The following is a 13,289-nucleotide window of genomic DNA, read 5'->3' as shown; positions in this document are numbered from 1 at the left end:
ATGGGTCAGGATGTATTTCTCTCGTTGATGAAGCAGGCGTTGATGACCGTGCTGCTGCTCAGCGCGCCGGCGCTGGGCGTGGCGATCCTCATCGGCCTGGGCGTCGGCCTGTTGCAGGCGTTGACGCAGATTCAGGATCAGACCCTGCCGCAGGCGGTGAAGCTGGTGGCCGTGCTTCTGGTGCTGGTGCTGATCGGCCCGTTGCTGGCGACCCAGGTGGCGGCGCTGGCCAGTCACGTGCTGGACAACTTCCCCGCCTGGACACGCTAGGGCATGGATGCCGACATCGGCCTGGGTATCGCCGAGATCGCCTACCCGGTGATCTCGGCGGCGGCCCTGGCGGTATGTCGGGCGCTGGGCCTGGTGTTCATCACCCCGGCGTTCAACCGCCTGGGGCTGACCGGGATGATCCGCAGTTGCGTGGCCGTGGCGATCTCGGCGCCGATGTTCCTGCCGGCCTTTTCCGCGCTGACCGCACTGGAGGATTACGGCAGCTTCTTTCTCGCCGGTCTGATGGTCAAGGAGTTCCTCATCGGGGTGACCGTGGGCCTGCTGTTCGGTATTCCGTTCTGGGCCGCCGAGGTAGCTGGCGAACTGGTCGATCTGCAGCGCGGCTCGACCATGGCGCAACTGGTGGATCCCTCCGGTGCCGGCGAGTCCGGGGTTACCGCGACCCTGCTCAGCGTCACCCTGATCACCCTGTTCTTCATGTCCGGCGGTTTCATTCTGATGGTCGACGGTTTCTATCACAGCTACCAGCTATGGCCCGTCACCGCGTTCACCCCGGTGATCGCCAGCTCGGCGCTGGAGGCGGTGCTGGCGATTCTCGACCAGGTGATGCGCATCGGCGTGCTGATGGTGGCACCGCTGATCATCGCCCTGCTGGTGGCCGACATGATGCTCGCCTACCTGTCGCGCATGGCGCCGCAGATGAATATCTTCGACCTCTCGCTGTCGGTGAAGAACCTGATCTTCACCTTCCTGATGGTGCTCTACTGCGGCTTCCTGATCCCGCTGATGCTCGAGCAACTGGCCGAGTTCCGCGGCACCGTCGAGGTACTCAAGACCCTCTCCGGCTTTGGTGAACCCTAGTGGCGGGCAATAGCGGCAGCGAGGAGAAATCTCAGCCGGCCTCCGACAAGAAACTGCGTGAGGCCCGCCAGAAGGGCCAGGTCTCGAAGAGCCAGGACATGGTCTCGGCGGTGGTGCTGCTCGGCTGCACGGTGTGCATCGCCTTTCTCGCCGGTATCGCCGAGTCGCGGGTGCGCGGCTTGCTCGATCTGGCGGCGACCATCTATGTCGAACCCTTCGCCACGGTCTGGCCGCGCTTGCTGGAGAGTGCCCAACAGGTGCTGTTGCGCACCGCCTTGCCGATCCTCGGGGTAACCGTGGTGTGCGTGGTGCTCACCAATATCGTGACCATGCGCGGCGTGCTGTTCTCCGGCGAGCCGATCAAGCCGGATATCGCGCGCATCAACCCGATCGAAGGGGCCAAGCGCATCTTTTCCATGCGCAACGTCATCGAGTTTCTCAAGAGCCTGTTCAAGGTGCTGATGCTGTCGATCGCCTTCTACGTGGTCGGGCGCATCGCCCTGCAGGCGCTGATGGAGTCGTCGCGCTGTGGGGCGGGGTGCATCGAGTCGGTGTTCTTCCTGTTGCTCAAACCGCTGGTGGCCACGGTCATCGTCACTTACCTGGTGATCGGCATCACCGACGTGCTGCTGCAGCGCTGGCTGTTCCAACGCGAGATGCGCATGACCCGCAGCGAGCAGAAGCGCGAGCGCAAGGACATGGACGGTGACCCGCTGATCAAGCGCGAACGCCAGCGCCAACGCCGCGAGATGCAGACCCTGAGCAGCCGCAAGGTCGGTATCGCCCATGCCACGCTGATGATCGGCAGCGAGGAGGGCTGGCTGGTCGGCGTGCGCTATGTGCGTGGTGAAACCCCGGTGCCGGTGCTGGTGTGCATCGCCCCGGCGCAGGAGGCGAAAGCCTTGCTGGCCCAGTCGGTGAGCCTGGGAGTACCGCGTAGCGCCGATGCCAAACTGGCTGCCGAGATCGCCAAACGTGCGGTGAAGGGCGAGCCGATCCCGGCCAATACCTTCCAGCCGGTGGCTGATGCGCTGGTCGCGGCGCGATTGATCTGAAGGCCAGGGTGTGACCTCACAATCAGCGTTGCCAGCGATGGCTGAAAAAGTCGCAAGCGGCCGTAGGGTGGACAACGCTCTTTTTGTCCACCATTGCGATTGAAGAGCGGTGGAAGGGTAAAGCGTCTTCCACCCTACTAACTGGAACCGTGATCGCGTCAGTTGCAGGACGTATAGAAGGGAGTGTGTCTTGCCGTAGGTTATGACAAACGATGGGTGGTTCGGCCGCTGGGGAGGGGATTTTCACCAGAATTCGCGGCGCTGAGCCGCCCGAGCTGGTTACGAGGATTAGCCAGGGATTTGATAGGTACGCCGGGAGGCTGCGGTACTGTCAGGTCTGTCGTGGCGGCCGCCTTCCGGCCACGATGTCCCGATCTTTTTCCGCTCAGCGTACCTGGTAGCGCAGTGTTTCCGGTTGCGTTGGTTGTTCCACCCGCGGGCGCGATGAGCGATCCCGGTAGGGGCCAAGGCCGAGTGCCGCCAGGGTCAGCTCCAGGCCCAGCGACTGGTTGCCTTCGGTGGAGCAGGCCCAGGTCAGCGCCGAGCGGATGGTGTCGCTTTCCGCGCCGTAGAGGTTCTTCCAGGCCTCGGGCACCACGGCATCGAGCTGGCTCGCTGCCTTTTTCACCACCGCCAGGGCATAGGCCGCATGCCGGGCGACGATGCGTTGGGTCGTGCCTGTCTGCTCGAGTTTTTCCAGGGCATAGAGGCGCTCGGTCTTGGGCATCTGGTAGAACTTCAGCGTGTCGTCGCGGTGAGCGATCAGCAGCGATTTATCCACCAGGCTTTCGATCAGTGGCAGCGGGTCGCCGGCCAGTTGCTCGTCGCCCTCGACGATGGCGCGCACGGCATTGAGGGTGAAGGTGCCATTGAAGATCGCCACCAGGCGCAGCATCGCCTGCTCGGCGGGCGGCAATGTCTGGTACGACCAGTCCAGCGTCGCCCGTAACGAGCGGTGCCGCGATGGCGCGGTACGACGGCCTTCCATCTGCAGGCGGAAATCGCCATCCAGCAGCTCGGCCAACGGTGCCAGGCCGAAGGCGCTGACGCGGGTCGCGGCGATTTCGATATCCAGGGGGATGCCGTCAAGCTTGCGGCAGATGCTGATCACGTCCGCCACGTTGCCGTCGTCGAGGCTGAAGGCCGTATCGCTGGCCTGCACCCGTTCGACGAACAGTTCGATGGCCGGGTAGGCCAGAGCCTGCTCGCCGCTCGGGTGTTCACTGGCTGCCGGCAACTGTAATGGCAGCAGGCGTTCGACCTGTTCGCCCGCAGTGCGCAGCGGCTCGCGGCTGGTGGTGAGGATGGTGCAGTCGGGCGTCCACTTGAGCAGGGTTTCCACCACCAGGGCGGTGCCATCCAGCGCCTGTTCGCAGTTATCCAGGATCAGCAACTGACGACGTTGCTGCAGGTGCTGCACTACGTCACGCAATGGGTCGCTGCCAGGTCGCAGGCCGAGCGCCTCGGCCAGGGCATGGGGGATGCGGTTGTCGTCCTCGGTTTCACTGAGGTCGACAAAGCAGGTGCCGTGGGGCATCTCACTGGCCAGTTGGTTGCCCAGCGCCAGGGCGACGGTACTCTTGCCGATGCCGCCAGGGCCGACCAGAGAGATCAGGCGAGTCTGCTGCAGTTGCTCGCTCAGGCGCAGGATCACCGCATCGCGGCCCAGCGGCCGGGTGATCAGGCTGGGCAGCGACTGCAAGCGCTCCACGGATGGCTCGTTGCAGGCTTCGTAAGGCTCTGTGCGCGCCACGAAGCGATAACCACGGCCAGGAACGGTGACGATGTATTCGAAGCCGTTTTCGTCTTCGCCGAGCACCCGACGCAGCGCGACGATCTGCGCTCGCAGGTTGCATTCTTCGACGATGACCTTGGGCCATGCGCAGGCGATCAGTTCGGATTTTTCAAGCAACTCGCCAGAGCGCGAGGCCATGGCAATGAGCAAGTCCAGTGCGCGGCTGCCCAGGCTTATCGGCTCACCATTCTTCAACAGCAAATGCTGGCGCGGATAGAGGGTGAAAGCGCCGAAACGCAAGGCGCCTTCGCTGCTGAATGGTGCATGGTCATAAGGCGTATCGGTCGGCGTGGTGGCGCCGAGAGTGGTCGAATACATGCCTATAGTCCCTCGAGGGTTATGGTTGTTGTACGCACTTGCACAGGCTGCGCGTAAGCGCGCCAAGTCATGCTCGGGTTCGGCTCGTGTGGCGGCCCGACGAAGCGGGTGCTGACGAAGCGTGCCAGTACGGCAGTTTGAATAGGCAAGAAAGAATCCCCCAAAACGTCGTTTGTTTTTGTATATCACCGCATCGCTACAAAGCGGTGTCGATCAGAGGCAGGGGTATACCTCGCAATTAGCGTGCCGCGATGAGTCGTGACTGGATGGTCGCTAACTGATTGATTGTCAATGGCGGGTACAGTTCAGCAACGAGCGGGCGTTCGGTAAATCGGATGGAGCCTGGAAACCCGTTCGGAAATCCGTGCGATGCAAGGTCGGCGGAACCTGGATAAGGATGCATGTCGCGGTACTCCTGAAGGTTCGTTCAGCGCCGTCCACGTTTCCTGTTAAGGGGTATGAGGCGCTGTGAAAAGCTGCGAAATCCGTGGCAATCAGGTTGTTACATCAATGTGACGATTGCTTGAATGAGGAAATCGCAGGTGACGCCTTTTTGCGTGCACCGTTCTCGTTTTCGTCAATCAGCGAGTCGGCACGCGCATGCCTGCGCCGTTCAACCAAGTGCCATAGCCACTCTCTTTCGCACAAGGATCGCCATCCGGTTTTGCGACCTTGTCCACTTATCGAGCCGGAGCGCAGACGCCGATGAGCACCATCGATACGACAACACCAGAACGTGTAACCGGACAGACCGGCAATAGCGATTTCGACGACAAGCTGCGCGAGGCTCAGAGCAAGGGTGGGCAGCTCGACAAGGAAGGCATCGCCGCCTACAAGGAGCACCGCGGCCCCTATCTGGACGGCAAGCCGCCGCTGGCCGAGAGCAATCACCAGTGGAAGGAAGAAGACATCACCAATGTCGAGAGCGAATGGCTGTCCTCCAGCGGCCATCGCCTGATGCTGTGGGATGACCTGCTGCTGGTGACCATGAAGAACGGCGATCAGGTACTGGTACATGCCGGCGTCAATCCACGCCTGCACCAGGTGGCCAAGGAGAAGATGGATGGCGGTGACGTAAGCGGGCCACCGGCCTGGACGGAGAAGGATCTGTCCGACGAGCAGAAGCTCTGGCTCGGCCAGCGCGAGGCCGGCGGCTTCACCGTGGTCACCTCGGCGGATCAGATACCCGAACTGGGTGATCTGCGCTTCATCGAAGAAGGCTATCTCGACCAGAGCGCTGCGGTGTATTACCCATCCAACGGTTTCCAACTGACCGTCGACCACGATGGCATCTACGTCGAGGACGGCACGGCGCTGTTCACCACGGCGGACGGCAAGGGTTATGCCGTTTCCAAGGAGCTGTCGCCGGAGGCCTACGAAAAGGTCAAGGAGCTTGCTGAAACGCGGGACAAGATCGAGAAGAAGCTCGACGACGGCGATTACAAGGTGATGAACGCCCGCGACGATATTCCCGTGGTCACCGGCGACACCAAGGTGGAAACCCTGGCGCCGGGCGTCAAGGCGGTGGAGACGCCGCGCCGCGGCAAGTTCATCGTCATCGAGAGCGTCACCCCCGAGCATTTCGCCAACCTCGAAGGCACTCAGGTGGAAAAGCAGCAGGGCGCCGTGGACAAGGCCTTCAAGGATCGTGACCTGCCACCGGCGAAAGACACCGACCTGATGCAGGCCGAGACCTCCGAAAAGAAGGATGGCAAGCCGAAGTCGGTGGGCGAGCTGTATTACGAGAAGCTCAAGGAGGAATACAAGGACAAGCCCGACGACTCGAAGGAGGCCAAGTACCTGCGCCTGCTCGAGGCGCGGGCCATGCTCAATGGCGGCTTCCAGTTCCTGCCCTACATCACCCAGAACGGCATCTTCAACAGCACCACCACCAGCTATGGCAAGGATCCCAAGGAGATGAGCCCGGCCGACATGCGCGGCCTGGTCGACGAGGGTGCGCTGGGTGAGGAACTGCTCAAACTGATGACCGATCCGGATATCGCCGCCGACAACGATCGCCTGCTCAAGGAAGCGATCGACAAGGTGGAGGACAAGGAAGGCTTCAAGGACAAGCTGGCCGAAACACTACGTGACCCCGAGTACAAGAAGGCTCTGGAAGCGCTGGAGAAGGACAACCCCGAGGGGGCGGCGGCACGCTATTCCTCCGACATGCAGTCGCTGAGCCTGCTCGACCCGGAACTGGCAGCGCAGGTCGACACCGAATTCAAGTTCGGCATTCCCATCGAGCAGCTCAACGAGTTGTACAAGGATGGCGTAGAGGGTGTGGGCGAAGAAGCCGTCGACAAGGCCACCAGCGATGCCGTCACCACCGTGCTGACGACGCTGTTGACCAACGTTGCCGGGGCCAAGCGCGGCGCCGATATCTTCAATTACTACTTCGGTGGCGGCAAGGAAAAGGGCCAGGTCAAGCCCGAGCTGAGCGCCGAGGAGCAGAAGGTCGTCACGGCTGCCCAGGATTCTCGCGAGCCGCTGACGCAGTTGCTCAAGGGCAAGGCCACGGAGATGATCAACGATCCTTCCGGGCAATCCGGGGCGATCACCAAGAAGGATATCGACAAAGCCCTGGACAAGGTGCCGCTGGACAAGCGCGAGGGCGTCGCCGGAATGATCGGCAAGCTGGCCAAGACCGGCGTGCTCAGTTCCACCGTCGGCCTGATCTCGATGATTTCCGGGATCTACAAGCTGGCCGATGGCGGGCTGAATTTCGGCGAGACGGCACCGGAGCGCATCGAAGCGGCAAAGAATTTCGTCACCACCATCAGCGTCATCTCGCCGATGGCGACCATGGTCACCGGGGCGTACGAGGAAATATTCCGCAAGCCGGGCGTTGCCGACTCCCTAGGTTTGGGCAAGAGCCTCAAGGAAACCGTCTGGGACAAGCATTTCCCACCCAAGGAAAGCGCTGGCACGCCACCCTCCATCGAGCTCAAGGAGCTGCCGGAGATCGATCTCGGCAAGAATTTCACCGCAGATAATTTCTGGGCCGACTTCGACAGTACCACGCGGGGTTCGCGGCCGTCGGTGGAGGATCTGATCCAGGAGCTGCCGGAGGAAAGCCGCGAGCAGGTGCTGAAGAATATCGACAAGGTCGCCGAAGCCAACCCGGAGCTTGCCAAGGTGCCCAAGGCCGATCGACTGCGCTGGGTCGGTGGTGCGTTGTCGACCATCGGCGGCATGGCCGATGTGGCTGGCGGGGTGCTCGACCTGGTGCTTGGCGGTATGGGCATCGACAAACTGCGCAAGGAGGGCGGCACACCCGAGGAGTTCGCCGCCAAGAGCCTGCAGATCGTTTCCGGGGTTTCCGGGTTGGTCATGGGCGGCGCAGGGCTGGCTTCGGCGATCGGTGTCGGCTCGGCGGTCACCGCCGGTATCGTTGGCGCGGCTGCCGGTGCCGTAGGCGCGGTGCTGGGCTTTATCGGCGCGATCATCGGCGGAGTGATTGCGCTGAAGAAGAGCGAGGAAACGGTCAAGAAAGTCCGTGAACATTTCCAGCAGCTGGAAAAGGACGGCGTACTGGAAAAGGAATGGGGCGACAAGCTCAACTACCTGATCCACATGAGCTACGAGTACAAGTATTACGAAGGCAAGTACGAGGGTCGCTTCGACGCCTGGTACCCCGAGGATATCCCGGTCTGGGAAGCCCAGCCCGAGCACTTCAAGGAGTTCACCGAGAAGGTCGAGAAGGACGGGCGTATCGACGATGACTGGTTCAGCGACAACATGAAGGATCTGGTCACCTACAACAGCAAGTTCGACGCCGAGTTTTATCGCGAGAACAAGGACAAGATCGACCGCATCGTCGACAACTGGGAACAGTGGCAGGGCAGCGACGATATCGTCAGCGACAAGGATTTCAACAAGCTGCTCAAGGGCGACGACCGCTTCGACAACTCCAAGGAAGACATTGAAGCCGTGCAGTTCCTGATGGATAACAAGGAATTCTTCGAGTTCCTCGACACCATCCGCTTCCACCCCAACAACACCAAGGCCGACGGCAAGATCAGTCGCAAGGACGTCGACAAGTGGCTGGAGCAGGTGAGCTGATAGGGGGTTATGGCTGTTTCAAGGCGGAAGCGGCCGGTCGGTGACTCGCGTTGAACCATGGATCACGGCCTTCGGCCCCGGATTACGCCTGCGGCTAATCCAGGCTACGTTCTACGGTCTTAAAGGCGCAAACGGCCATTCGTAGGGTGGACGACGCTTCATCCGTCCACCACTCTGCGATCGCAATGGTGGATGAAAAGAGCGTCATCCACCCTACGAGGTGAGTGGCCGCTTACGCCTTAATTGCGCCGAACCAGCAACACACCCGACTCCATATGGTGGGTATAGGGGAACTGGTCGAACAGGGCGCAGCGCTCGATGCGGTGGGTGTCGTGCAACTGGGCGATGTTCTGCGCCAGGGTTTCCGGGTTGCAGGAGATGTACAGGATACGCTCGAAGCGGCGGGTCAGCTCGCAGGTGTCGGTATCCATGCCGGCGCGGGGCGGGTCGACGAACACGCTGCCGAAGTCGTAGCTCTTCAGATCGATCTCGGCCAGGCGGCGGAACGGGCGTACCTCGTTGAGCGCCTCGGTCAGTTCCTCGGCGGACAGGCGCACCAGGGTGACGTTGTCGATACCGTTGTCGGCCAGGTTGGCCAGGGCGGCGTTGACCGAGGTCTTGCTGATCTCGGTGGCCAGCACCTTGCGCACGCGGGTGGCCAGCGGCAGGGTGAAGTTGCCGTTGCCGCAGTACAGCTCCAGCAGGTCGTCGTCGCGCTGGCCGAGTGCGTCGTGGGCCCAGCCGAGCATCTTCTGGCACACCTCGCCATTGGGCTGGGTGAAGGCGCCTTCAGGCTGGCGGTAGCGGAAGGTGCGGCCAGCCACTTCGAGGCGCTCTTCCACGTAGGGACGTCCGACCACGATGCGCTTGCCCCGCGAGCGGCCGACGATGCTCACTTCCAGTTCATCGGCGAGCACCTGGGCGGCGGCTTCCCAGGCGTCGTCCAGAGGGCGGTGGTAGCAAAGGGTGATCAGCGCATCGCCGGTCAGGGTGGTGAGGAATTCCACCTGGAACAGCTTGAAACCCAGCGTCTGGCTGGCCTGCCAGGCGGCCTTGAGGCGCGGCATCAGCTCATTGATGCGCAGGCTGGCGATGGGGAAGTCTTCGAAGAAGATCGGGCTGTGCTTGTCGCCGGCCTCGAACATCGCATAGTGACGATTCTCGCTGCCGGCTTCGCGCCACAGGCGGAACTCGGTACGCAGGCGGTAGTACTCGCGTGGCGACTCGAACACCTCGGGTTCTGGTGCGGCAAAGGGCGCCAGCAGCTCCACCAGGCGGGCCTTCTTCTCGGCGAGTTGGGCGTCGTAGGCGGCGGGGTCGAATGCGGGACGGCTCATCGGTCACTCGTGCGGCAGGAAAACGGGGCGCCATTGTAGCGATTCCGTTGCCAGAGTGCCGTCACCGTCGATCATCGGTGCCACGGGACGCGGAGCATCCGGGGAGGTGTTCCCACGCAGAGCGTGGGAACGATCAATTCCTGCTGGTGAAGGCTCGCGAGCTAGAGTCTGTTTTTAACGCAGCAGGGCCGACGCGCAGCAGCCTTCTGTTCAGAACAGCGCCAGCTTGATCACGCAGAAGACAGCCAGCGCCACCAGCATGCCGTTGAGCTCGCGCCAGCGGCCGGCCAGGCTCTTGGCGACGACCCAGGTGATGAAACCGAAGGCGATGCCGGTGGCGATGGAATAGGTCAGCGGCATGGCCAGGGCGGTGACCACCACGGGCGCGGCCACGGTGATGTCGCTCCATTCGATTTCGGCCATCCCCGAGGCCATCAGCACGGCGACGAATAGCAATGCCGGTGCGGTGGCGAAGGCTGGCACGCTGCCGGCCAGCGGGGCGAAGAACAGGGCGAGCAGGAACAGTACGGCAACCACGATGGCGGTCAGGCCGGTGCGGCCGCCGGCACTGACGCCAGCCGCCGACTCGATGTAGCTGGTGGTGGTCGAGGTGCCCAGCAGCGAGCCGCCCAGGGCCGCGGTGCTGTCGGCGATCAGTGCGCGACCCATCTTCGGCAGGTGACCGTCCTTGCGCATCAGCCCGGCTTTCTTGGCTACGGCGATCAGGGTGCCGGAGTTGTCGAACAGGTCGACGAACAGGAAGGCGAAGATCACGCTGATCAGGCCGACGTCCAACGCACCGGCGATATCCAGCTGCATGAAGGTCGGCGCCAGGGACGGCGGCATCGACACCAGGCCACCGAACTCGCTGACACCGAGCAGAATGCTCAACAGCGTGACCAGCAGAATGCTGATCAGTACCGCGCCGGTCACGCGCAGCGCTTCCAGGCCGATGATCAGGAAGAAACCAAGGATCGCCAGCAGCGCCGCAGGCGAGCCCAGGTCACCGAGGCCGACCATGGTCGCCGGGTTGGCGGCGACGATGCCGGCGTTCTGCAGGGCGATCAGCGCCAGGAACAGGCCGATGCCGGCGGCAATCGCCGAGCGCAGTTCCAGGGGGATGCTGTTGATGATCCACTCGCGGATCTTGAAGATCGACAGCAGGAAGAACAGGCACGCCGACAGGAACACCGCACCCAGTGCGACCTGCCAGGTGTGGCCCATGCCCATCACCACGGTGTAGGTGAAAAAGGCATTGAGGCCCATACCGGGCGCCAGGGCGATCGGGTAGTTGGCGATCAGGCCCATGACGGCCGAACCGAAGGCCGCCGCGAGGCAAGTGGCGACGAACACCGCACCCTTGTCCATGCCCGTCTCGCCGAGAATGCTCGGGTTGACGAAGAGGATGTAGGCCATGGTCAGAAAGGTGGTGACCCCGGCGAGAATCTCCGTGCGAACCGTGGTGTTGTGTGCTCTGAGTTGGAACAGTCTTTCCAGCATGCCGGGGCTCCCGATGGCAGCGACGCGCGTTGAATGGCAGGGGGCAAGCAAAGCACATCATGTGCCAGATCGCGCAAGCGCGGCATCATAGCCGCTCGTTCAGGCTCGGTGAATATATGACCGGATAGAGCGCTTTCAATTTTTGTCCGGCGCTACCGGGAGCGCGCATTTCTAGTGCGCGGCATGGCGCGCTACGACGCCCGTCGTGCGGGATAACCAGCGGCGCCTCGCAGCAATCCGTTGCCGCGAATCGACCCTACGCTTTCTCTCTTTCCACCAGTGGCGTATGCATATGGTCGCGGGTGGAAAGCGCCGGGAACAGCTTGATCCACAGGGCGCTGATGGCGATGGCGCCGAAGCCGCCAATCAACACGGCCGGCACGGTGCCGAACCAGGCGGCGCTGACCCCGGCGCGGAAATCACCGAGCTGGTTGGAGGCGCCGATGAACAGGCCGTTCACGGCACCAACCCGGCCACGCATGTCGTCCGGCGTCTGCAACTGCACGAAGGCACCGCGGATCACCATGCTGACCATGTCCGCCGCGCCGAGCAGCACCAGGGTCGCCAGGCTGAACCACAGCGAGGTGGACAGGCCGAAACCGATGGTCGCCACTCCGAAGATCGCCACCGAACCGAGAATCACCGGGCCGACCCGGCGCTCGATGGGGTGACGTGCCAGCCAGATCGACATCAGCAGCGCGCCCACCGCTGGCGCCGAGCGCAGCAGGCCGAGGCCCCAAGGGCCGGTGAGCAGGATGTCTTTGGCGAACACCGGTAGTAGCGCGGTGGCGCCACCGAGCAGGACGGCGAACATGTCCATGGAGATCGCGCCGAGCACTTCCGGGCGGCTACGGATAAAGCGGAAACCGGCCAGCAGCGACTCCACCGAAATCTTCTGCTTCAGCGGTTTCTGCTGCGACGGCAGGCTGAGCATCAGGCTCAGCGCGATCAGATACAGCCCCACGGCCGGGCCGTAGACCCAGCCCGGCGCGATGGCGAACAGCACACCGCCAAGGGCAGGGGAGACGATGGTGGCGGTCTGCATTGCCGAACTGGACGCCGCCACCGCCGCAGGGAACAGGCCGGGCGGCACGATGTTCGGCAACAGCGCCTGGGTAGTGGGCATCTCGAAGGCCCGCGCCGTGCCCATCATGAAGGCGATGACGAAGATCATTTCGCGGGTCAGGCTGCCCGTGCTGGTGCCGATCAGCAACGTAATGGCGACCACGGCCTGGCCACACTGGCACAGAGCGGCCACCTTGCGGCGATCGAAGCGGTCGGCGACATGCCCGGTCAGCAGGATGAAGAGAATTTTCGGCAGGAACTCCACCAGGCCGACCAGCCCCAGGTCGAGCACATTGCCGGTGAGGCTGTACATCTGCCAGCCGATGGCCACGGTAAGCATCTGGAAGCCGCTGGCGGTGAACACGCGCGCCAGCCAGAAACGAATGAAAGGCGTGTGGTGACGCAGCAGCAACTGACCATGAACGGACATTGGAATACTTAGGCGGCTAACAACGGCCGGCCAGACTAGCACGTCCGCTGTAACATTTGGATGCAAGAAGCGGTGGGTTGTGCCTGGATGCCGACGGATTCCAGGTAAAGGGCGCAGCGCGCCTTAGTGAATCAGGCCACTAAGCAGCCACAGGCCGAGAAACAGCCAGATCAACCCGCCGATCACCGAACCGCGCATGAACGAGCGCACTGCGCTGTAGAGCAGGATCAGACCGATCAGCAGCACGGCAATGCTGAGTAGCGAAGGTGTCACGCCCAGAGCGCCGGCCATGCCGTCGATAAAGCCCGCCACGGCGCCGCCCAGCATGCCGATCACGCCGCTCAGGGCATCGACGATAAAGCGGATGAACGAGCCGAACGCCTCACCGAGGGATTCGAAAAAACCTTCTACGCGCATGGAAACAGTCCTGGAAAACAGAAGAGGCAAAATAAAATCGGGATGCAGGCCTAGGGCCTGTTGAGATTCATCGTGAATTGATAATGGCAGCGGCAAGATTGACCATGGCGCAAAAGCTTGCATCGGTCTTGTCACAGCGCATTGCAATACGCTTGAACTCCTTGAGTTTGCAAAAGAAGTTTTCGATCAAGTGCCTCCACTTGTAAACCTCCAAA

At 62.5% G+C, this 13,289-nt stretch carries 9 protein-coding genes and 1 pseudogene; 4 read left to right on the top strand and 6 right to left on the bottom strand.

The features are described 5' to 3' along the window. From DNK06_RS00050 to DNK06_RS00040, 3 genes are read left to right on the top strand one after another with little or no spacing between them, the layout of a single operon-like run. A complete protein-coding gene (locus tag DNK06_RS00050) occupies positions 1-270 on the top strand; it encodes an EscS/YscS/HrcS family type III secretion system export apparatus protein (RefSeq protein WP_042556779.1) in 270 nt (89 codons plus the stop codon). Positions 271-273: 3 nt separating this feature from the next. Continuing rightward, positions 274-1,092: a type III secretion system export apparatus subunit SctT gene (gene sctT, locus DNK06_RS00045; protein WP_131178017.1), complete on the top strand. Its 819-nt coding sequence runs from the start codon at positions 274-276 to the stop codon at positions 1,090-1,092. Beyond that, positions 1,092-2,147, top strand: coding sequence for an EscU/YscU/HrcU family type III secretion system export apparatus switch protein (locus tag DNK06_RS00040; RefSeq protein ID WP_131178016.1), 1,056 nt, complete (start codon positions 1,092-1,094; stop codon positions 2,145-2,147). The genes sctT and DNK06_RS00040 overlap by 1 nt, the downstream gene beginning before the upstream one ends. A gap of 385 nt (positions 2,148-2,532) precedes the next feature. Here DNK06_RS00040 and DNK06_RS00035 read toward each other — a convergent pair whose 3' ends face one another. Continuing rightward, entirely contained in the window at positions 2,533-4,260 is a 1,728-nt protein-coding gene (locus DNK06_RS00035) for an ATP-binding protein (protein ID WP_131178015.1), read from the bottom strand. 705 nt (positions 4,261-4,965) lie between these two features. Here DNK06_RS00035 and DNK06_RS00030 point away from each other — a divergent pair. Further along, entirely contained in the window at positions 4,966-8,325 is a 3,360-nt protein-coding gene (locus DNK06_RS00030; RefSeq protein ID WP_131178014.1) for a hypothetical protein, read from the top strand. A gap of 239 nt (positions 8,326-8,564) precedes the next feature. Here the strand turns inward: DNK06_RS00030 and trmA are convergent, their stop codons facing one another. The 5 genes and pseudogenes from trmA to DNK06_RS00005 form a co-directional block, all read right to left on the bottom strand. After that, positions 8,565-9,662 (bottom strand): tRNA (uridine(54)-C5)-methyltransferase TrmA, encoded by a 1,098-nt coding sequence (trmA, locus tag DNK06_RS00025; protein ID WP_131178013.1) that lies wholly within the window; start codon positions 9,660-9,662, stop codon positions 8,565-8,567. 210 nt (positions 9,663-9,872) lie between these two features. Further along, on the bottom strand, positions 9,873-11,162 hold the full coding sequence (locus DNK06_RS00020; RefSeq protein WP_131178012.1) for an NCS2 family permease: 1,290 nt from the start codon (positions 11,160-11,162) through the stop codon (positions 9,873-9,875). A gap of 256 nt (positions 11,163-11,418) precedes the next feature. After that, complete coding sequence (locus DNK06_RS00015) at positions 11,419-12,657, bottom strand: MFS transporter (RefSeq protein WP_131178011.1); 1,239 nt, start codon at positions 12,655-12,657, stop codon at positions 11,419-11,421. Positions 12,658-12,780: 123 nt separating this feature from the next. Then, positions 12,781-13,074 carry a hypothetical protein gene (locus tag DNK06_RS00010; RefSeq protein WP_131178010.1) on the bottom strand — a complete coding sequence of 98 codons (294 nt, stop codon included), beginning with the start codon at positions 13,072-13,074 and terminating at the stop codon, positions 12,781-12,783. Between the two features lie 67 nt (positions 13,075-13,141). After that, positions 13,142-13,289 (bottom strand): annotated as a pseudogene (locus DNK06_RS00005) (IS5/IS1182 family transposase); the annotation flags it as partial.

Origin of the sequence: Phytopseudomonas daroniae (genome assembly GCF_004327285.1) — a bacterium.
Lineage (GTDB): Bacteria > Pseudomonadota > Gammaproteobacteria > Pseudomonadales > Pseudomonadaceae > Aquipseudomonas > Aquipseudomonas daroniae.
This window is presented reverse-complemented; position numbering and strand designations above follow the sequence as displayed.